The 20229-nt window shown below is 71.6% G+C and carries 20 protein-coding genes; 10 read left to right on the forward strand and 10 right to left on the reverse strand.

The genetic code is table 11. The features are described from left to right. Positions 1 to 113: 113 nt before the first annotated feature. The 4 genes from H4W31_RS34655 to H4W31_RS34670 form a co-directional block, all read right to left on the reverse strand. Entirely contained in the window at positions 114 to 767 is a 654-nt protein-coding gene (locus H4W31_RS34655) for a GyrI-like domain-containing protein (protein WP_318783573.1), read from the reverse strand. Then, positions 764 to 3307, reverse strand: a complete 2544-nt coding sequence (locus H4W31_RS34660) for a DUF6493 family protein (protein WP_192770459.1) — start codon at positions 3305 to 3307, stop codon at positions 764 to 766. The genes H4W31_RS34655 and H4W31_RS34660 overlap by 4 nt, the downstream gene beginning before the upstream one ends. Next, positions 3304 to 4281: an SWIM zinc finger family protein gene (locus H4W31_RS34665; protein ID WP_225945833.1), complete on the reverse strand. Its 978-nt coding sequence runs from the start codon at positions 4279 to 4281 to the stop codon at positions 3304 to 3306. Before H4W31_RS34665 ends, H4W31_RS34660 begins: the two co-directional genes overlap by 4 nt. Before the next feature lie 454 nt (positions 4282 to 4735). Beyond that, complete coding sequence (locus H4W31_RS34670) at positions 4736 to 5854, reverse strand: cellulose binding domain-containing protein (RefSeq protein ID WP_192770460.1); 1119 nt, start codon at positions 5852 to 5854, stop codon at positions 4736 to 4738. Positions 5855 to 6188: 334 nt separating this feature from the next. On the opposite strand from H4W31_RS34670, the gene H4W31_RS34675 reads away from it, so the two are divergent. The 3 genes from H4W31_RS34675 to H4W31_RS34685 all read left to right on the forward strand — a co-directional run bounded on the left by H4W31_RS34675 (position 6189) and on the right by H4W31_RS34685 (position 9572). Further along, complete coding sequence (locus H4W31_RS34675) at positions 6189 to 7349, forward strand: low temperature requirement protein A (RefSeq protein ID WP_192770461.1); 1161 nt, start codon at positions 6189 to 6191, stop codon at positions 7347 to 7349. 229 nt (positions 7350 to 7578) lie between these two features. Further along, a complete protein-coding gene (locus tag H4W31_RS34680; protein WP_192770462.1) occupies positions 7579 to 8562 on the forward strand; it encodes an SMP-30/gluconolactonase/LRE family protein in 984 nt (327 codons plus the stop codon). 284 nt (positions 8563 to 8846) lie between these two features. After that, entirely contained in the window at positions 8847 to 9572 is a 726-nt protein-coding gene (locus H4W31_RS34685) for a polyamine aminopropyltransferase (protein WP_192770463.1), read from the forward strand. A 112-nt stretch (positions 9573 to 9684) separates the two neighbouring features. Here H4W31_RS34685 and H4W31_RS34690 read toward each other — a convergent pair whose 3' ends face one another. After that, on the reverse strand, positions 9685 to 11364 hold the full coding sequence (locus tag H4W31_RS34690) for a glycoside hydrolase family 43 protein (protein ID WP_192770464.1): 1680 nt from the start codon (positions 11362 to 11364) through the stop codon (positions 9685 to 9687). 242 nt (positions 11365 to 11606) lie between these two features. On the opposite strand from H4W31_RS34690, the gene H4W31_RS34695 reads away from it, so the two are divergent. The 3 genes from H4W31_RS34695 to H4W31_RS34705 all read left to right on the forward strand — a co-directional run bounded on the left by H4W31_RS34695 (position 11607) and on the right by H4W31_RS34705 (position 14908). Further along, positions 11607 to 12404 carry an SAM-dependent methyltransferase gene (locus H4W31_RS34695; protein WP_192770465.1) on the forward strand — a complete coding sequence of 266 codons (798 nt, stop codon included), beginning with the start codon at positions 11607 to 11609 and terminating at the stop codon, positions 12402 to 12404. A 514-nt stretch (positions 12405 to 12918) separates the two neighbouring features. Next, positions 12919 to 13917 (forward strand): aldo/keto reductase, encoded by a 999-nt coding sequence (locus H4W31_RS34700; RefSeq protein ID WP_318783574.1) that lies wholly within the window; start codon positions 12919 to 12921, stop codon positions 13915 to 13917. A 145-nt stretch (positions 13918 to 14062) separates the two neighbouring features. Then, complete coding sequence (locus H4W31_RS34705; protein ID WP_192770466.1) at positions 14063 to 14908, forward strand: helix-turn-helix transcriptional regulator; 846 nt, start codon at positions 14063 to 14065, stop codon at positions 14906 to 14908. Between the two features lie 156 nt (positions 14909 to 15064). Here H4W31_RS34705 and H4W31_RS34710 read toward each other — a convergent pair whose 3' ends face one another. Then, positions 15065 to 15568 (reverse strand): DUF6624 domain-containing protein, encoded by a 504-nt coding sequence (locus H4W31_RS34710; RefSeq protein WP_192770467.1) that lies wholly within the window; start codon positions 15566 to 15568, stop codon positions 15065 to 15067. Positions 15569 to 15688: 120 nt separating this feature from the next. Here H4W31_RS34710 and H4W31_RS34715 point away from each other — a divergent pair, with 120 nt between their 5' ends. Next, positions 15689 to 15877 carry a hypothetical protein gene (locus H4W31_RS34715; RefSeq protein WP_192770468.1) on the forward strand — a complete coding sequence of 63 codons (189 nt, stop codon included), beginning with the start codon at positions 15689 to 15691 and terminating at the stop codon, positions 15875 to 15877. Positions 15878 to 15903: 26 nt separating this feature from the next. Here the strand turns inward: H4W31_RS34715 and H4W31_RS34720 are convergent, their stop codons facing one another. After that, positions 15904 to 16311 (reverse strand): VOC family protein, encoded by a 408-nt coding sequence (locus tag H4W31_RS34720; protein WP_192770469.1) that lies wholly within the window; start codon positions 16309 to 16311, stop codon positions 15904 to 15906. After that, positions 16308 to 17126, reverse strand: a complete 819-nt coding sequence (locus H4W31_RS34725; protein WP_225945835.1) for a protein phosphatase 2C domain-containing protein — start codon at positions 17124 to 17126, stop codon at positions 16308 to 16310. Before H4W31_RS34725 ends, H4W31_RS34720 begins: the two co-directional genes overlap by 4 nt. Positions 17127 to 17293: 167 nt before the next feature. Between H4W31_RS34725 and H4W31_RS34730 the strand changes: the two genes are divergently transcribed. Continuing rightward, on the forward strand, positions 17294 to 18049 hold the full coding sequence (locus H4W31_RS34730; protein WP_192770471.1) for a class I SAM-dependent methyltransferase: 756 nt from the start codon (positions 17294 to 17296) through the stop codon (positions 18047 to 18049). A 105-nt stretch (positions 18050 to 18154) separates the two neighbouring features. On the opposite strand, the gene H4W31_RS34735 is transcribed toward H4W31_RS34730, so the two are convergent. Then, positions 18155 to 18730, reverse strand: a complete 576-nt coding sequence (locus H4W31_RS34735; RefSeq protein WP_192770472.1) for a TIGR03086 family metal-binding protein — start codon at positions 18728 to 18730, stop codon at positions 18155 to 18157. A gap of 73 nt (positions 18731 to 18803) precedes the next feature. Continuing rightward, a complete protein-coding gene (locus tag H4W31_RS34740) occupies positions 18804 to 18950 on the reverse strand; it encodes a hypothetical protein (RefSeq protein WP_192770473.1) in 147 nt (48 codons plus the stop codon). Positions 18951 to 19069: 119 nt separating this feature from the next. On the opposite strand from H4W31_RS34740, the gene H4W31_RS34745 reads away from it, so the two are divergent. Together H4W31_RS34745 and H4W31_RS34750 are read left to right on the forward strand one after the other, a co-directional pair. Further along, positions 19070 to 19666: a class I SAM-dependent methyltransferase gene (locus H4W31_RS34745; protein WP_192770474.1), complete on the forward strand. Its 597-nt coding sequence runs from the start codon at positions 19070 to 19072 to the stop codon at positions 19664 to 19666. A gap of 44 nt (positions 19667 to 19710) precedes the next feature. Further along, complete coding sequence (locus H4W31_RS34750) at positions 19711 to 20229, forward strand: GNAT family N-acetyltransferase (protein WP_192770475.1); 519 nt, start codon at positions 19711 to 19713, stop codon at positions 20227 to 20229.

The following is a 20229-nucleotide window of genomic DNA, read 5'->3' on the forward strand; positions in this document are numbered from 1 at the left end:
TGACGTCGAACGGGTGGTCCGTCGCCCGACCGGCCGGTCACAGCACCGGTCGGCGTACTCCAGGCGATCCCCGGGCCGTCGCGGAGGGCCGGTCCGGTACGGGTCGCGACGGCTCAGTCGGCCAGCCGGAACGCGAGCGCTATCGTCCAGTTGTGCGGGTCGGCCTCTACCCTCGGGTCGGTCTCGTAGGTCTCGGTCCGGCAGCCCCACCGCTGCCCGCGCTCGGTGTCGGAGACATCCCACCGCAGGCCACGATGCTCCGCCCAGTCCAGCAGTCGCCGGTTGACCTCGACCAGCTCGTCGGGATGACCGACGTGCCGGACCGCCGCGTAACGACCGGCCGGCAGGACGGCGGCGAACAGGTCCCCCGGCTCGTCGTCGGCGACCTTCACGACCTCGGCGACCGGCACCCCGGCCTCGATCTCGAATTCCCGCTCCATGTCGATCACGTTGTATCTCAGGAACGGCGCTCCGACCGGCGCGATCTGCCGGGCGGCGAGCCAGCCGAAGAGCTCTGGAATCCGGTCGGCGACGACGCCGAAGGTCTGCATCGTGACCCGGCCAGCTATTGCAACGTACGGCTGCTCCGGCCGCACCACGACGGTCGGCTCGTCGCCCATCCGTGCCCTCCCTACCTCGTCGTCCCCTACCTCGTCGTCCCCTACCTCGTCGTCCCCTACCTCGTCGTCCCCTACCTCGTCGTCCCGGCCGCACCCACCGGTCCGCCCGACGCTACCGGCCCGGTACGACACCGACCGGGCGGTCACCGATCGAGTGCGGCGGCGAGCCGCCGGGCCTCGGTCACCAGCCGGCTGGATCCCCGCCGTGCGATCACCTCGGCCAGCCCGGGTACCTCGATCCGTACCCCGGTCGCGGTGGCCGTCTCCGCCGCCAGGGTGAGCAGGTCCGGGGTGCCGCGTGGCGGCTTCGGCGCGGCCAGCAACGCCGGCAGGGCGGCGGCGAGCAGTCGCCAGGCGCTGAGCCGGGCGCCCGCCATCGCCAGGTCCCGCAGCGGCTCGACGCACCGGGTCAACGTGAGCACGCCCCCGGCGCCGAGTTCGCCGACCTGCCGGCCGACGGTGGCGGCGTCGAGGTCACCGGCGGCGGCGAGCAGCAGCAGGGCGTCGACGGCGGCGACCCGGTCGGACCGGTGCCGGGCACCGAGGCCGTACGCCAGTGCGAGGTCCAGGGCCACGCCACCCGCTCCGGTGCACTCGGCGAGCAGCGGCAGGACGCTCGCGCCACCCTGGACGTCCAGGTCGGCAGCGCTGCTGACGTCGGTGAGCGCGTACGCCGCGACCAGTTCCCGGTAGCCGGGCAACACCGCCGGCCAGAGCGGTGACCAGTTGGCGCAGTGGTTTTCGAGCCGCACCACCCGACCGTCGAGCAGTCCGAGCGGGTCGTCGAACCGCTCGGCGCGGGCCGGTGCCGCCTCCGGTGGACTGAGTTCGACCTGTACCCGTTCGGTGGCCGGCCCCAGATGCCCGGTGCGGTACGAGGTCGTCCGCCGGAACCGCACCGTGACGGTCTGGGCTCGGGGCCGTGGCAGGCCGCCGGAGCGCAGCCAGGCGGCGAGCCGGCGACCCCCCGGCGTACCCAGTGCGGCGGCACGATCCGCCGACACCTCGTCTACGCCGGGCGGCAGCCGCAGCAGCGCCTGGGTCAGGTCCCAGCGCCACGGCAGCCGATCGCCCAGCACCGCCAGCCGGTCGTGGAGCACGGCCGGGTCGAGGGCACCGGACGCCTGGGTAGGGGCCGCGAGCAGGCTCGGATATCGGGTCTGGCCGACCTGCGTACCGATCTCCGCGAACCGGACCCGCAGCAGGCGTTGGGCGGGGGCCACCCGGGGATCGGTCACCTGGGACTGCCGGGCTGCGGCGAGCAGGCCGTTCCACCAACTCCGCAGGGCGCTGGTCTCGGCGGGCGCAACACTGGCCCGCAACAGTTTGCTCAGCTGACCGTGCAGGCAGGACGGATCCCAGCGATGCTCCTCGGGCTGCTGCCGGTTCCGATCCAGCACCGGCGTCAACGCCCTGGCCAGTCGGGATTGGTCGGTGCCGGCGAGCCGGACCACCCCGTCGAGAATCCGCTCCAGCGGCAGCGCGGTGAACCGGGTGCCGAGCAGGGCGGCGACCTCCTCGGCCAGCTCGTCCGGGTCGGTGATCGGCGGTGGTGCGGCAGCCGGCGGCGGTGGCGCCGGCAGGTCGTCGCCCGCGTGCACCACCACGGCGACGGAGGCCGGTACGACACCGTGCTTCGCGGCCAGTGCGACGGCGCGGTCCCGCAGTTCCACGGCCGGGTGCTCGACCATCTCCGCGAGGACGGCGGCCACCTCGGGCACCCGGTCCCGCCGTTGCCGGGCAAGCTGGTCGAGCCAGCCGAGCTGGCCGCGTACCAGTGCCTTCTCCGGCCGGACCAGCACGGCCCGGGAGGCGTCGAGTACGGCGTCGAACTCGACGTCGGTCAACCCGCGCAGCGCCTTCTGCGCCATCGACGCCACCGGGCCGGGCGCGTCGGCGAGCAGCCGCAGATAGTCGGTGCACCGGTCGGTACGCTCGGTCGGGGTCGGCTCGATCAGGTCGTGCAGGACCACGAACGGTCGCAGCGCCGCCGGACGGTCGCCGCGCAGCAGCCGATCGAGACAGCCATCCAGCAGTAGCCTCCGGTCCAGCCGCTCCTCGGCGGCGAGCCTCGCCAGCGCCTGTGGCAACGCGAGTGGCTCCCGGGTCCTGAGGTCGTGGAACGTCATCCGGGTGCCGATCCCGTCGACCTCGAAGAGCCGTGGCAGCAACGCGTCGAGGAACGCATCGGCGCGCAGCCGCTCGATCAGTGGGTACGGTCGCAGCCGCTCCGCCGGCCAGACCAGCGATTCGAGCCAGCCCTCGACGAACAGGTCTCCGGTCGGCGGCGGTGCCCCCGCCGCGACGGTCAGGTGGGCGACGAACGACCAACTGCCCGACAGGTCGGTCCGGACGAGCCGGTCCGCCAGCCGGTGGGCGAGGTCGGGCAGCCAGTCGACGCCCCGGTCCCGGGCCGCCTCGACGACCGGTGGCCCGGCCTTCTCGTCCAGCCAGACCGACCGGCGACCGAGCAGGTCGGCGACCTTCGCCGCGCTGGGCAGGCAGCCGACGGCTGCCACCGCCAGGGCCGCCCCCTCGGCACCACCCCACCAGTTGTCCCGCCGCCGTCGGACGTACGCCGTCAGCTCGGTGCCGAGCTGCCGGCGGCGCTGCTCGTCCAGACCGGCCAGCCGCGCCCCGGTCTCGACGACCGAGCCCTCCGTGATCAGCTCGAACAGAGTGGTCACGCCCGAGCCTCCACGGATCCGTCCACCATCGACACCGCGAGTGCGTGCTTGCACGGCCCACGCTGCCCCTGGTACTTCGCCCACCAGTGGCAGGAGCAGCTGTACCGGCCGTCGGGATGGCGGCGTACCCGGTAGGCCTGGTCGTCGCTGCGTACCGTCGCCGCCGTGCCGTCCCGCTCCACCGCGTCCGCGTCGACCAGCGCCCGCGCGCCGACCAGCCGTGGGTTGTCCCGCTCGGCGCGGCCGGCGTCGTACGGCAGCACCCGGTGGAAGTACGCCCCCTGGGCGACGTCGAAGCCGAGCCGGCCGGCCGTACCGAGCTGCGCGAGCGCGGCGCGGACCCGGTCCGCGCCGATCCCGGCCGCCGCGCCGAGCGCGTCGGAGTCGATGGTCGGATCCCAGGACAGCAGGACGCCGATCAGGTCGGCGTCGTCGGTCACGTCGTCCCCGGCGAGCGCGGTCAGGCTGGCCCCCTCGCCCGAGAAGCCCCGGTACGGCTCCGGGGAGAGCGTGAGCGACAACCGCAGCTCCCCGGTGTCCAGCTCCCAGGTGCTCGGCAACGGCGGGGAGCCGGCCACGACGGTCGGCCCGTACACCCGAAGGGTCTTCGCATGGCGAAGCATCCCGCGCAGCGCGGACAGCCGGTCGGCACCGGTCAGGCAGACGGCGCCCGGTACCGGTCGGGCGGTCAGCCGCAGCGACCGGCCCGCCGGCACCGCCCAGAGCACCGACCGGTCGCTGGCGCCAGGCAGCCGGCGTAGGAACGCGCCGGCTTCCACGGCGGGTATCTCGGCCCGGAGTGCGAAGGCCGCCGCGAGCACGTGGACCTCGGCGAAGCCTCGCAGCCAGCGGGTCGGCAGCGGGACCTTCTTCTCCACCACCGCACCATCCATGGTGGAGACGGTGAGGTCGTCGGGCCCGACCGACAGGTGCAGCGGGTCGATCCCGCCGACCCTGGCGAGCGCCTCCCGCAACGGTGGGTTGACGTCGACGTTGGTGGTGCCGTGCCCCCAGGACGTCGCCGTCGATGCCGCCCGGCAGCGCGTCGAGCCGGGCGTACACGCCGCAGCAGCCGGAGAAGGACTCGAAGCGCAGCCGGTCGCGGCTGCCGGTCACCACCGGGTCCAGGCTGGCCGGGGCGACCGGCCGGTGGTACCGGGTGCGAGCGACCTCGGCGACGGCGAGCAGGCCGGCGGCCGCCGCCCGGGGCGTGGTGAGAAACCCGGAGAAGAACCGTGGGTTCGCCGCCGGTCCGCCGCTGGTCTGTAGGGCCAGGCCGTCGGGGCGGAGCACGGAGGAGCCGAGATACCGGTACGTCGCAACGGCGTTCACGGCTGCGGATGGTACGTGGGCCGACCGACATCGCCGGCCGGGCGGCGGATGGGGCCGTGGCACCCACCCGCCGCGCTCGCCGGCAGACCGGAAGGATCAGCTGTACGACACCGAGAAGCTGTTCGTGGTGAAGTTGAGCCCACCCGAGGACGAGGTGATCTCGTATCCGAACTGGACATCACCGACCAGGACGTCGCCGTACCAGCCGGCGGTGCGGATCCAGTTGAGCACGGCGCGGATGTCGACCGTTCCCGAACTGGTGTTGCTGGTCCGGATGAACGAGAAGACCTCGTTGGCACCGTTGGAGCCGCGATAGATCTGCCAGGTGTGCCCGCCGACCGACGCGGTGGTCTGGAGCGACCCCAGTGGGCCAACCGGACCGGTCTTGTTCATCCACAGCATGATCTCGTACGCGTGGTTGTTGGCCCAGATGTCGTACGTGCTCGCGTACGCCCCGCCGTTCGGCACCGTGACGTTGAAACTGCTGGTCAGGCTGCCGATCGCACTGAGGTTACGGTTCACGTTCCGGGTGGCGTTGGGGTAGGACTTCACGCCGCCGGTGTTCGGGTGGTTGGCCGTGAGCCCCCAGTTGCTGTACGAGTTCGCCCAGATGCTCTGGCTGCCGGCGCCGCTGCCCCAGATGTTGTTGTAGAGCGTGTAGCCGCCGTTGGTCCACGTCCCCCACTGGTCGGACGACGTCCACGCGGCGCCGCTGGGCTGTGAGGGGGTGGGCTGTGAGGGGCTGGGATTGCCGCTGGTCGGCGGCTGTCCCGTGGAAGGGGAGCCGGTGCAGGCCACCCCGTTGAGGGTGAACGAGGTCGGCGCGGTGTTGGTGCCGTTCCAGTTGCCGTTGAAGCCCGGGGTGACGGTGGCGTTGGTGCCCAGCCCGCCGTTCCACGACGTGTTGGTCACCGTCACCCGGCTGCCGCTCTGGCTGAACTCGCCGCCCCAACCCTGGGTGACGGTCTGCCCGTTCGAGAAGCTCCACGCCAGCGTCCACCCGTTGAGGGGGTCACCGAGGTTGGTCACCGCGACGTTGGCGCTGAAGCCGCCCGGCCACTGGTTCGCGGTGTAGTTCACCCGGCAACCGGTGGCGGCGCTGGCCGGCCCGCTCAGCACCGCCGTCATGCCGACGCCCAGCAGCAGCGTTCCGGCCGCCGCGAGGCCGGCACGCAGCCCTCGTCGCAGGTTCCCACGCGAGCGGGTGGATCTCATGAGAGCCTCCTGGTCGTGTCGGGTCGCGGACGCCCGCGACGGACTCTGGAAAGAGTTAGTTGGATATTCAAACGAACTAATCCCATCCTGCCACCTCCGACCGGATTACGACAGCCATCGATGTATTGGGCGGACGGAGCAGGTCGACCGGGAGCCGGCGGACCTTCGACGGGCACCCTCGCCCGAGGGCACCCGGAGCAGCGGCACCCGGCGAGGGATTCCGACGTTTCGGACGTACGGTCGGGTGGGCGAGCCTAACCTGGGGAACGTCACCGCGGGCGCGGGGAACGGCCCGGCCGCGAGTGGTCGTGGCGAGGGCAGGAACGGCTGATCGATGACGAGCACGAGCCCGACCGGGTTGCTGCGTGACCCCGGCTCATCGAACCGGTCGACGCTACTGGAACTGCTCTTCGACCTGTTCTACGTCGCCACGTTCGCGCAGTTGTCGATGCATCTGGCCGGCGACCTCAGCTGGCGCGGGCTGGGCCAGAACGTGATCCTGCTGCTGGCCGCCTGGTGGACCTGGGCGGTCACCTCCCTCGCCACCGACTTCTTCGATCCTCGTCGCCGGATGATCCGAGGCGTGATCGCCAGCACCATGTTCGGCGTGGGCCTGATGACGGCCGCCATACCCAGCGCATTCGGCACACACGGCCTCCTCTTCGCCGGTGCGTACGTCGGCATCCACGTGGTCAGGGGAATCGTGCTGGTCACCGCGCTGCGCGGGCACCTCGCGCAGATCCGGGCCGAACGATTCCTGTTCTGGTTCGTCGTCTCGGCAGCCCTGTGGCTCACCGGCGGGCTCGTCGATCCGGCGTGGCGCGGCCCGCTGTGGGCCGGAGCGCTCGTGATCGACTACGTCTCCGCCGCACTGCGCTACCCGACGCCCAGACTGGGTCGGGTGCCGCTCGACCAGTACGACCGGCTGAGCTCGCATTTCGGCGAGCGGTACCAGCAGATCACCATCCTGGTCATCGGCGACCTGGTGCTGGCGTCCACGCTGAAACTGGGTACCGCGGAGTTCAGCACGGCCCGGGTCGTCGTCTTCCTTGCCGCGATCACCACGGCATTGCTGCTGTGGCAGATCTACGTCTTCCGGACCGACCTCTTCGTCGACCGGGCGGTAAACGCGTACCCGCGCCGTGCGGTACGTCTCGCGTCCTACATCAACGCCTTGCTGGTGGCCGGGGTGATCGCCACGACAGCCGGGGTGGACCTCGTCATCGCGCACCCCTTCGGTACCACCCGGGCGAGTTGGGTCGCCCTGGTCGTCGGTGGCCCGGTCCTGTTCGTGCTCGGACGGGTGATCTTCGAATACGAGCTTCTCGGCCGGCTCTCGCGATCGCGGTTGGGCTGGTTGGTACTGCTGATCGGCATCGCGCCCGCGCTGAAACCGCTGGCACCGATCTTCGTCGTGATCGTCAGCGTCGGCGTCCTGCTCGGCATCACCCTCACCGACGCCTGGCGGGGACGACACGATGCCCCGGCCCGGTAGGCGGGACAGGTCGGATGCGAGGGCCGCGTTCTCCGTCGCGGTGGATCAGCCAGGTCCCGTCGTCGAGCTGCGCGCCGTCGGCCCGAGCCGTGGTCGCCGGACCTTTGTGGACGGATAGGTCGGGTCGAATTCGGTAGCATGCGGCATGGCCAGACCGCGCATCGATCCCGTTGTATGGCAACCGCCGCCGACACCCGCCCGGGCCCGGCAAAGCAGCGGCGACCTCGCGATGCCATCGGTGCGACTGCGTGCCGTCCCCGGCCACGGGCCGGAGGACGTCGCCGTCGACTCCGCCGGCCGGGTCTACACCGGCCTCGCCGACGGACGCCTGATCCGACTGCCGGCCGACGACACCGACCCGGTCCACGAGGGCCCGTCCCGACCCGGGGCGAGTCCGGAGGTGCTCGCCGAGACCGGCGGCCGGCCGCTCGGCATCGAGATCGACCAGGAGGGCCGGCTGGTCGTCTGCGACGCCACGCACGGGCTGCTCAGGGTCGATCCCGGCACGGGCCGGCTGGAGACGCTGGTCGCCGCCGGTACGCCGGTCGGGAACGCCCCGCTGCGACTGTGCAACAACGCGGCGGTGGCCGGCGACGGGTCGATCTACTTCAGCGACTCGACCCAGCGATTCCCGCTGCCGTACTGGAAGGCGGACCTGCTCGAACACTCCGGCACCGGCCGGCTGCTCCGGTTGGGTCCGGACGGGCGGTGCGACGTCGTACTCGGCGGGTTGCAGTTCGCCAACGGCGTGGCGCTGGCCGCCGACGAGTCGTACGTGGTGGTGGCCGAGACCGGCGCGTACCGGCTCAACCGGGTCTGGCTGACCGGCCCGCACGCCGGACAGGTCGACCGGCTCGCGGACAACCTGCCGGCGTTTCCCGACAACCTGGCCCGAGGCAGCGACGGCCTGATCTGGATCGCGATGGGCTCACCGCGCAACCCGGTGCTCGACCTGCTCGCACCGAGATCCCCGGCCCTGCGCCGGGCGGTCTGGGCACTGCCCGAGTCGCTGCAACCGAAGCCGGCGAACACCGCCTGGGTCCAGGCCGTCGACCCCGACGGTCGGGTTGTGCACGATTTCCAGGCGACCGTTCCGGGCTTCTCGATGGTCACCGGGGTACGCGAGCACGGCGGCACCGTGTGGCTGGGCAGCCTGCACGGTGACTCGGTCGCCGCGTTCGACCTGCCCATCCCCACCGACCCGATCGGCTGAACGGCGACGCCGGCCGAACATCCGCCCGCCGGTGCCGATCCCGGACCCTGGCTCGACCGGCTCGCCACGGCGCTCCGCCCCGGCCTCCCCGCACCGCGCTGACGGGATGCCCGTCGGGTCAAGGTCGGTACGGTGTCGAACCGGCCTCGGGGCGAGCGGGTCGGTCGAGCTGATGCCGGTCGGCGGCACGTCGGCGCGGCGTACGCCGGTCGACCTCGGATATCCTCGGCGGGCGCCGGCCCGCCACCTCCGGACCCGCCGGGGACAGCGAAGGGACGTGGCCGATGAGTTCGCGCTTCGAGGAGATCGACTGGCGCGAGACGCCGATGGGGGCGATCAGCCTGCGGCGACGGCTGGACCCGGCGCTCAAGATCGACGTCTACGAGATCAAGCTCGACGACGAGTACCTCATGTCGAGTCTGTTCACGGTGGCCGAGATCGAACTCGCCCGGCTCGGCCTGGCAGCGCTGACCGGCAGCGATCTTGACGTCGTCGTCGGCGGTCTCGGCCTCGGCTACACCGCGCACGCCGTACTCGAGGACCCGCGGGTGCGTACGCTCACGGTGGTGGAGGCGCTCGGCGAGGTGATCGACTGGCACCGGCGGGAGTTGGTGCCGCTCGGCTCGGCGCTCACCCGCGATCCACGGAGCCATCTCGTCCACGGTGACTTCTTCGCCATGGCGGCCGACGCCGACGGGTTCGATCCCCGGACGCCGGGCCGACGCTTCCACGCCATCCTGCTCGACATCGACCACACGCCGCGGCACGTCCTGCATCCGAGCCACGCCGCGTTCTACACGGCCGACGGGCTGCGCCGCCTCGCCACCCATCTGCACCCGGCGGGCGTGTTCGCCCTCTGGTCGGACGACCCGCCCGACGAGGCACTGCAGACCACGCTCGTCGAGGTGTTTGGCACGGCGCAGGCACACCGCGTCGAGTTCCCCAACCACCTGCACGGCGGCGACTCGGCGAACACCGTCTACGTCGCGAGCCGGCCGAGAACGTCCTGACCTTCGTCGAAGGGTGGTCGGCGTCGGTCACCTCGCCGACGCCGACCACCCGCTCACCGGGCGTCCGCGGCCGATGGGCGTCCATCGGCACGCGGCGGCCCGTACGGCCGGGTCAGGGCCGGTCGGGTTGGACCACCTCGTAGCTCGCCGAGTCGAAGTCGGCGAACGCGCCGTCCGCGCCCAGGTCCTGCACCCAGAGGCCGACGAAGGCACCGGTGAAGCCCCACGCGTCCGGCTCGCCCTCCACCCGACGTGACGCGTGCTCGTCGGAGAGGATCGTCGCGTCCAACTCGACCGGGAACTCGTGCCAGTCGTCACCGGCCGACCCGGCTGGCGAACCGGGCGAGTACGCGAACCGGACGACCGGGCCGTCGAACCGGACCCGCAGGCGTACCCGGTCGACGCCCGTGACGTCGATCCGGCAGCCGGGGTACTCGGTCCGTCTACCGCTGTCGCAGGACATCACCTCGATCATCCGCCGACCGTCGTCGTCCACCGTCAGGTACGCGTAGTGCCAGTTGCCGGTGTTGTAGTACGCGGTGACGCCGGCGAGCTGCCGGAAGGTGGCCGGACAGAACTCCATCGTGGTCTCGAAGGCGCAGTGTGTGGCCGTCACCCGTCGGGCGACCAGGCTGGGGCGCTGCCGGCCGACCGGAGACTGTCCACCATAGACGCGCAGATGCGACGGCCTGGCGGTGAGCTGGACCCAGTCGGGCGTGGCCGGGCGACGCAGGGTCGACCAGTCCGGGCCGAGCACGGGCTCGTCGAAGTCGTCGTGCTCGACGTGCGGGTCGGGCCGGTCCGCGACCGCCGTCACCCCCGCCGGTGCCGACACGGACTCGGCCGGGACACCGCCCTCGACACGCGGCCAGCCGCCCGGCTCCCACGTCACCGCCTGGATCGCCGTCTCCCGGCCGAGCACGCACCGCCCGAGCGGCGAGTACGGCCGCGCCACCAGGTGGGTCAGGTACCACTGGCCGTCCGGCGTGGAGACGAGGCTGCCGTGTCCGGCCTTCTGCAGGGCCAGCTCCGGCCGCCCGAAGGAGGTCAACATCGGCCCTTCGGGATCGACGTCGTACGGGCCGAACAGCGCCCGTGACCGCGCCACCGTGACCTGATGCTCCCAACTGGTCCCACCCTCGGCGGTCACCAGGTAGTACCAGCCGTCCCTGCGGTAGATCCGGGGTGCCTCGGTCAGCCCGACCGAGGTCCCCTGGAAGATCGGCCGCTCGTCACCGACCAGCTTGCCCGCGACCCGGTCGTACGCCTGGATCTGGATACCGGAGAAGGGATTCCGACCCGACCGCCAGTCCGAGGCCATGGTCAGCAGCCAGCTCGTGCCGTCCGTGTCGTGGAACATCGACGGGTCGAAGCCCCGGGCGTGCAGCGGCACCGGATCGGACCACGGACCGGCCAGGTCGGTAGCGGTGATGAGGTAGTTCTGGGAGTCCCAGTAGCCGCTCGCGAAGCTGGACACGTCGGTGTAGACGAGGTGGAAGACGCCGTCGACGTAGCTCAGGTCGGGGGCCCAGACGCCGGCCGAGTCCCCGGCACCGCGCAGGTCGAGCAGCCGCCGCTCGGTGAGGAGACCGCCGAGCGGACGCCAGTGCACCAGGTCGGTGGAGTGGTGCACCCGTACCCCCGGATACCACTCGAAGGTCGAGGTGGCGATGTAGTAGTCGGCACCGACCCGGAGGATGCAGGGATCCGGGTTGAAGCCGGGCAGCACCGGATTGCGGATCAGCCCACCCTCGCCCGGAACGGTTCCGGCACTACTGGTCACGGATGTCATGTCGTCCTCCCCATGGCTGTGACATACCCGCTCGGCCTCGGCGCGGCCGGCGCAGAGATTCACGTCGGTAACCCTAGAGGGGGCCGCCGGACCGAAGGCTTCCCGGCACGCGGAGACCGTTCTGGCGCCGTACCCGGAGCCATAGGGTGAAGAACACTCACGAACGACGCGCACGTACGATGTGCCGATCTCACCGCCGGATCGGTCCTCACTCGACGGTCCCCTCGGACAGGAGCCTGGCCATGGTCGACCCGGATTCCGAACTCGCATCGAGGCTCGAACTTGAGGTGCCGCACGCGGCGCGGATCTGGAACTACTGGATGGGTGGCAAGGACAACTTCCCCGCCGACCGGGCCGCCGGAGCCGCCGTGGCCGAGGTGTACCCGGAGATCGTGGTCATGGCGCGGCAGTCCCGGCGGTTCCTCATCCGTGCCGTGCGGCACCTGGCCGCCGAGGCGGGCATCCGGCAGTTCCTCGATGTCGGCACCGGTCTGCCCACCATGCAGAACACCCACGAGGTCGCGCAGAAGGTCGCGCCCGAGTCCCGGATCGTCTACGTCGACAACGACCCGATGGTGCTGGTGCACGCCCGCGCTCTGCTGGCCAGTACCACCGCCGAGGGGCTGACCACCTACGTGCACGCCGACTACCACGACCCGGAGAAGATCCTCGCCGAGGCGGCGGAGGCGCTGGACTTCCGGGAACCTGTCGCGGTGATGTTCATGGGCGTACTGGGCTACGAGCCCGACCTCGACGTGGTCCGCTCCATCGTGGAACGGATGATGGGCGCCACGGCGTCCGGCAGCCACCTGGTGCTCTGGGACGGTACCGACACCAGCCCGGCCGTGGTCGACGGCGCCGACAAGCTGGTGGAGAGCGGCGGCGTCCCGTACGTCCTGCGCAGTCCGGACCAACTCGCCGGATGCTTCGAGGGGCTGACGATGGTGGAGCCCGGCCTGGTGCCGATCGCGCAGTGGCGCCCGGACGACCTCCACGCCGAGCACATCGACGCCTACGGTGCCGTGGCCCGGAAGCCCTGACCTCGCCGGGTCGCCGTCGACAAACTCACCTCGGCGTGGTTTCGCGCTGCCGGTCCGGCGCGCGGAGCCGTGGTCCGACCGCGCTGAACCCCTGGTCGAGATCCTTTGTCCCTGCCCCGCTGGGTTTGCCAGATCGGCAACGGGGTTTGCGGCCTGCCGTCGCGGACCTGGATCTGCCGCGTCGTACACCGCTCGGTGGCGTCGGGGCTTCCGGACAAATGCCGGTCAGGTCCTGTCGGGGCCGTTTAGGGTCGGGATACGACGACTCGTCACGAAACGTCCCGTCGACCCATCCGACCCAGGCAGAGGAGTGGTGACCCGCCAGCATCGAATCGACGTCGGCCCGCTCGCCTTCCTGTCGGCCCAGCGGAGCGCTACCAGCTGCCCGGATCCGGATCGTCGCCCTGCCGGGCCGGGGATGGACAGGACGCCGATCCTCGCCTCGACCTGACGCAGGCTGGTCCGAGGCGATCGGACTTTGTGCCGCTTCGCGATATCAGGGAAGAGGAACAAGGTGACACTGCAGAAGCACGCGGTCGGTGGCCAGGGTCTGGTCTCCTCCGTCCAGGGACTCGGCACGATGGGCATGACCGCGATGTACGGCACTCCCGACGACACCGAATCGGCGGCCACCGTGCACCGCGCCCTCGAACTGGGCGTGACGTTGTTCGACACCGCCGACATGTACGGCCCGCTCACCGGCGAGGAGCTGCTCGGCCGGGCACTACGGGGACGCCGCGAGCAGGCGGTCATCGCCACCAAGTTCGGCGGCCTGACGCTGGACGACTCCGGCAGGGTCGTCGGCGGCGCGAACGGACAGCCTGACTACGTACGCACGTCGCTGGAGGGGTCGCTGCGCCGGCTCGGCACCGACCACGTCGACCTGTACATCCAGCACCGGGTCGACCCGAACGTGCCGGTGCAGGAGACATTCGGCGCCCTCGGCCAACTCGTCGCCGAGGGCAAGATCCGCTACCTGGGGATCAGCGAGGCGTCACCGGCGAGCATCCGCGCCGCGCACGCCGTAGCGCCACTGTCGGCGGTGCAGACCGAATACTCGCTGTTCACCCGCGACGTCGAGACCAACGGAGTGCTCGACACGGTGCGTGAGCTGGGCATCGGATTCGTGGCGTACGCGCCGTTGGGTCGGGGCTTCCTCACCGGCGCCGTCCGCACTCTCGAAGACCTGCACGGGGACGACTGGCGTCGTACCTCGCCCCGGTTCGCCGAGGAGAACCTGCGGCAGAACCTGCTCCTGGTGGACCGCATCCGGGCCATCTCGGAGCAGCAGGGCGTCACGCCGGCCCAACTCGCCCTGGCCTGGGTGCTGAGGCAGGGCGACCACATCACCGCGATCCCGGGCACCAAGCGTCGGACGTACCTGGAGGAGAACGTCGCCGCCGCCCGGATCGAACTGGATGCCGCCGTGTTCGACGAACTCGGTGCGATCGCCCCGGTCGGTGCCGCAGCCGGGGCCCGCTACGCCCCGGAGGCGATGGCCGCGATCCAGTAGCAGGCCGGCGGCCGGCGCTGTCCGGTGCGGCGCCGCCGGCATCTGCGCCGGCTGCGCCGCGCTCCCCAGAAACGGGACCGGGAAGCGCGACCCCAGGAGGGCGATCGGCGCGGCGACCTTCCGCGCGCGACCAGAGAGGCGACTCGTGGCACGAACCGAACTCGGCGACTTCCTCCGGGCCCGCCGGCAGGCGCTACGTCCCGCCGACGTCGGCCTGGCGCCGGGCGGCCGCCGGCGCACTCCCGGCCTGCGGCGTGAGGAGGTCGCGCTGCTGGCCAACCTGTCCGTGGACTACTACGAGCGACTCGAGCAGTCCCGCAGCGCCAACCCCTCGGAGGCGCTTCTCGGCAGCCTGGCCCGGGCGCTGCGACTCTCCGTCGACGAGCGCGACTACCTCTACCGCCTCGCCGGATACCCACCGCCGACAAGCGGCACCGCCGGTGGCTACGTCGACCCCGCGATGATGTTCCTACTCGACGCGCTCACCACGGTGCCCGCACACGTGATCGACGACCAGAGCACCATTCTCGCGCAGAACGCCCTGAGCCGCGCACTCCTCGGCACCTGGACCGGCAACGAGGGGCGGAACGCGAACGTCGCCTGGCGCTGGTTCACCGACCCCGACTCCCGGGCCCTCAACGTGCCGGACGAGCACGAGGCCATCGGTCGCGGATATGTCGCCGACCTGCGGGCCGCCGCCGCCCGCCGTGGCCGCGATCCGGTCTTCGAGCAGCTCGTCGCCGACCTCGGCACCGCCAGCGCCGAATTCGCCCGGTACTGGGCCGAGATGCAGGTCGCGCCGCTACAGACCACCCGCAAGGTCCTCGTCCACCCCCGGGCCGGACGGCTCGACGTGCAGTGCGACTTCGTCCTCAGCACCACCACGGGGCAGCGTCTGGTCATCTTCCGGCCGCAACCCGGCTCGACCACCGCCGACAGCTTCGACTTCCTCCGGGTCCTCGGCGAGCAGTCCTTCGACGATCGTCGCTGACATCGGCCCGGTCGTCTCGAACGGTCGCCCACGGAGGGAAGTCCACCGTCGTACCGCCCGGTGGGTCCGTTGGCGGTCGGGACGGAGGTGTCCATGGCGGCGGAGGCGCAGTAGGACAGCGGCCTACGACGTGCATCGATGGCGGGCCGCCGACGGTCACTTCGGGGGGACGGAGTCGGCGAAGGCCCCGAGTCCGACGCTTCGGCGTCGCTCGTCGAGGCGCTCGGGGTCCTCGATCGGTAGTGGCTGGATCGGTCCGTCGCCGTTCGGGCCGTACCAGAACTGCGTGCCGTACAGCTGCGGCGTGCCCTCGGCGGTGAGGATCCGGTCGGTCAGGTACGCCAGGTGGGACGGTTGCGCCTCGCAGTCCCGCACCGCCTGTTCGAGCAGGACCAGACACCGGCGCTGGAAGTCCGGGTCGAGGTCGGCGTGCTGCGCGAGAAGCCAGGCGGCATCGGAGGCGGCGGGACCGACCTTGCTGCGCCGGGGCCAACCGTGCCGGTCGAGAACCGCCATGAACCACGCCGTGTTCTCGGTGTCGACAGCGCTGACCCGGGCCCAGCCGTCGTCACCGGCCGTGCCGTCGACCACCTCGGTCCGCGCGCGCTGGTCGCGGTCCATCCGCTCGATCAGCTCGGCGGCGAGCTCGCCATGCTCCATCCGTCCAGGATTGCCGATCCGCTCCAAGTCCGCAGTTCGGTCTTCAGCCCGTGCTCGCAGGTCGACGGAACGGACGAACCCGCACGATGCCGCCCATGGCGCAGGTGGTACATAGGACCGATGACTCGGGACCGGATGCTCGCCGTTCTGCTGCTACTCGTCGGGTTCGCAGCGCTTGTGTCGCAACGCTTCTTCTCGTTCGCCGCCGATGCGCCAGGGGCGCTGCGGACGTCGGTCGCCGTCCTCGGAGCAGCCAGCCTCCTCCTGGGCGTGTGGCTGTGGTTGCGCCGCTCGACCGAGCGGTCGTGATCCCGCCGTCCTTCAGCCACGCCGCATCAACCTGCGGTGGACGTCACCGGCGGCCGCAGCACGCAGAACTCGTTGCCGTCGGGGTCGGCGAGCACGTGCCAGGCCCAGCCGTCCTCTTCGACCGGGCTGCCCGTGCGGCATCGCGCCCCCAGCGCCACCAGCCTGGCCACCTCCGCCTCCAGGTCGGGTACCCGCAGGTCCAGATGCATCCTGTTCTTGTGCGCCTTCGGCTCGGGGACCCGTTGCAACAGCAGCTCGACGCCGTCGCCGTCCGCAGGTAGCAGTCGCCGGTAACGCCCCGGCCCGAGCGGTTCGGCGACGTATCCGAGTGCCCCGCACCAGAACGCCCCCGACCGCGCCAGATCGGCACAGTCCAGGACCACCGCCAGGACAACGTCATTCCGCCCGCCGAAACGAGCCGGCCGGCCGGTCATGGCGGCACGCTAGCCGACGTCGGCGACGGTCGGGCCTCGCCGAGCTCGGTACAGTGGGCGATCGTCGCATCGTCCGCCGCCACCGCGTGGTGCGCCTCGGCCTGCCGGACCCGATGGATGATCTCGGCGGATCCACTCGACGCCAGGACGGCCATCACCCCGGGCCAGTCGAGGAGCCGGAACCGGTCCACGATGCGGCTGGCACCGTTGCTGAGCAGGACGGCACTGGTCAGCTCGGAGATCGGACAGCTTCCGGTGATCGCCTCGTCCGCCGCCCGCGGGTTGTCCTTGGCCACCCAGAAGCCGCCCGGCCGGTTCCGGTTGGCGCGCAGGTCTCGGAGGATCCGGCGGTACTCGTCGCCGCCCTCGGCGACGGCCTGGAGCGCGGGAAGGTACGACCGGCTGATGATCACCTCCCGGGGGTCGGTGACCACGAGCGGCGCGGCGTCCGCCCTGTCGAGCACGAGGACCGAGTCGCCGAGCACCAGGTACTCGACGCGGTCGCCGGACCGGCGCAGGATGGCCACGGTCGCCGACGGGCTGACGGGATCGGTGACGTCGCAGGTGTCGCGATGCTCGTCGGTCACCCGCTCGATGGCCTCGGCGAGCAGCGCGGCGAGACTGCGGTCCGGCACGAGTGACAGGAGGCTGAGGAGGTTGCCGCCCAGGCGGCTGGCGTACCAGGCCACGCCGTGCCGGCAGATCGATTCCGTACCGGGGATGCCGGCACCGTCGATCAGCACCGCCGCCGTCGGTACGGCGCCGGTGAAGTCCTCGTTCACCCGGCCGGTCCGGGCCGCCGCGACGCTCGTCATCGTCACCAGCATGTCCCGCCACCGCCCTCCCGACCGGTCGAGTCGTCGACTCTAACAACCGCCGACTCTCCCGTTGAGCTGTCCGGCCGGGCGGGTGGGTGGTGCCGCGCCGTTGCCGGGAGGATCCCCCGAAGCTGTGTCATCATGCGGCAGGTGATCCTGACCGGATGACGACGGGAGATGGGAACTTGACGCAGTACGACGCGATCGGGGAGCTCTACGAGCGGGCCAAGCACCTGCCGGTGGGCCTGGCCGAGCGGGGTACGTTGCTGGCGGCGCTCCCGGATCTCGCCGGACGGTCCGTACTGGACGTCGGTGCCGGTACCGGCTTCTACGCCCGGCTCTTCAAGCAGTTGGGCGCGGCACGGGTGACCGGGGTGGACGCCTCCTCGGAGATGGTCGACTACGCGCGTCTGGTCGAGGAGCGCGCACCGCTCGGGATCACCTACCAGGTGCACGACGCGGCGACCCTGCCGAGGCTGGGCGAGTTCGACGTGGTGTCCTCGGTCTGGCTACTCGGGTACGCCCCCGGCGAGGCGGCGCTCGACGAGATGCTGGCCCGGTTGGTGGCAAACCTCGCCGACGGCGGCACGTTGGTCGCCCTCGTCCCCAATCCGGAGTTGGACTGGGACGGGCTCGACATCTACCCGCGCTACGGGCTGTCGGCCACCAAGACCGAGCTGTCGCAGGGGCGCCAGGGGTACGCGGTACACATCGACGGTGAGCCGCCCATCGACTTCGTGGGTTTCTCCTGGCCGCCGGGCGTGCTCGAACCAGCGTTCGCGCGTGCCGGGCTGACCGGCGTACGGCGGCACCCGGTGACCATCCCGGGCGACGCGCTCGCCGAGCGTGGCGCCGACTACTGGACTGACCTGGTGGCCAACCCGACCTTCGCGGTCTTCACCGCCGCCAAACTGCCGTAGTCGTCGAGCACCCTTCGCGGGCGGCACGCCAACCGACCGGAGAACCTGGTCATCAGTTTCCGACCCGGCTCTCCGGCGGTCGCGCTGGCTAGGTGTACTGCCCAGCTAGGCGGGGGTCCAGAACGGGTCGCGGCCGATGAATCCGATGAGCCGGGTCTGGGCGTCGGCGCCGTCAGGGGTGGGTACGCGTGGGCCGTACTGCACTGACGAGCGGAGCACCTCGTCGAGGGGCTCCATCCCGGCCAGCAGCTCCTCGCAGAAGTCGTTGTCGAGCCGGTCGTCCTGTCCCGTGGCCCGGGCCAGGTCCCAGGTGTGCATGAACACGTCGGAGGTGTAGAACCGGTCGATGGCCTGGTCCAGCGGCACCTCGCCGATGTGCTGGTTGACCAGCGTCCGTTGCGGGGTCGCCGGATCGTCCAGCAGCGCCTGCACCCCGTCGCAGTGCACCTGCCAGGCGGCGACCGGGTCGTCGTCCACCCCCGGCCCACCGGGCAGCTCGACACCGGCGCCGGCGGCGAGGAAGGACGGAAGCCATTCGACGAGGTGGCGTACCACGTCCCGGGCCGTCCAGTCCGGCACCGGCGTGGGGACGTCCCAACGCTTGGTGGCGCGGACGCGGTCGGTGAAGTTGGCCGCGACGTGCCGGTGCCGATCGGCGGGGGTGAGCTCAGTCAGTGCCATTGACCAGTATCCTTTCGAGCTGAAACATCCGTGCTGCCGATGGCGGGGATCGTCGGATCCGCCTCCATCCCTGTCATGACTGGTGCTCCGCGTCGTCGGTCCCGTCCAGCGCGATGAGCACCCGGTCCCGGCGCTGTCGACGCCGGCGCTGTCGACGCCAGCGCTGTCGGCCCCGGCGCTCTCGACGCCCTTCGACCGGCGGCGGTACCGCTCGATCCATCCTTCCAAACAGGTCCGACATTCCGGCCGCAGCGTGCGCCGGGCGCGGCTGCGGGGAATCGGGTCGTCCGAAACGCCGTAGCGGGTGGCACCGCCTCCGATGCCGGTAGGCTCCTGATCATGGACGCCTCGGCCTGGGACCAGCGCTACACCGACTCCGACCTGCTCTGGAGCGCCGAACCCAACCGGTTCGTCGCCACGGAGCTGGCCGACCTGACGCCGGGCCGGGCGGTGGATCTCGCCGCCGGTGAGGGTCGGAACGCGATCTGGCTCGCCGGTCGGGGCTGGCGGGCCACCGCCGTCGACTTCTCCCCGATCGCCATCGACAAGGGACGCCGGCTGGCCGAGGCGGCGGGCGTCGACGTCGAGTGGGTTGTCGCCGACCTGCTCGACCACGTACCGGAGCCGGCCGGCTTCGAACTCGTTCTGGTGGCGTACCTGCAACTGCCGCCGGAGCAGCTCGGTGCGGTGCTGGACCGGGCCGCCCGAGCCGTCGCCCCGGGCGGCGTGCTGCTGGTGGTCGGGCACGACGCCACGAACCTCTCCGACGGGGTCGGCGGGCCGCAGAGCCCGGACCTGCTCTACACCCCGGAGGCCATCGCCGCCCGGTTGGCCGGGCTGCGGGTGGACCGCGCCGAACGGGTCCGACGCCCGGTGCCCGGCGCCGACCGCGAGGCGATCGACACCCTCGTCCGGGCACACCGGCCGGCGCCGTGAGCGGCGGTCCGGATCCCGATCGCGCCGGTCCGCGGGTACGGGCGGTGACCGGCGCCGAGGCACTGGCGCGCCGGGACCAGCTGGTCGAGACGTACGCGGCGGTGTTCTGCGCGCCGCCGTGGAACGAGTCCGCCGAGCGGGCCGCCCGGTTCGGGGAGCTGCTGGTCGACTGGGCAGGGCAACCCGGCTTCGTCGCCGTACTGGCCGGGGAGGACGACCGTACGGTCACCGGCTTCGCGCTCGGGCTGGACACTCCGACCCCGTTCCCCGCCGACCGGGCCTACGGCGGTGTCCGGAACATCCTGGGGCCGGCCGTCCAGCCGCTCTCCGGATGGCTGGAGGTCGCCGAACTCGCCGTACGCCCGGACGCCCGGCGGACCGGTCTCGGTCGCCGACTGCTGGCCACGTTGACCGGTGACCGGCCGTCGTGGCTGCTCACCGTCACCGAGGTGGAGGGCACGCTGGCGTTCTACGACGCGGCCGGCTGGCTGCGACAGGGCGCCGGATACGGCATCACGATCTACACCAACCGGCCGCTGCCGACGCCGACCCGTACGGCCTGA

The sequence above is a fragment of the Plantactinospora soyae genome (assembly GCF_014874095.1).
GTDB lineage: Bacteria > Actinomycetota > Actinomycetes > Mycobacteriales > Micromonosporaceae > Plantactinospora > Plantactinospora soyae.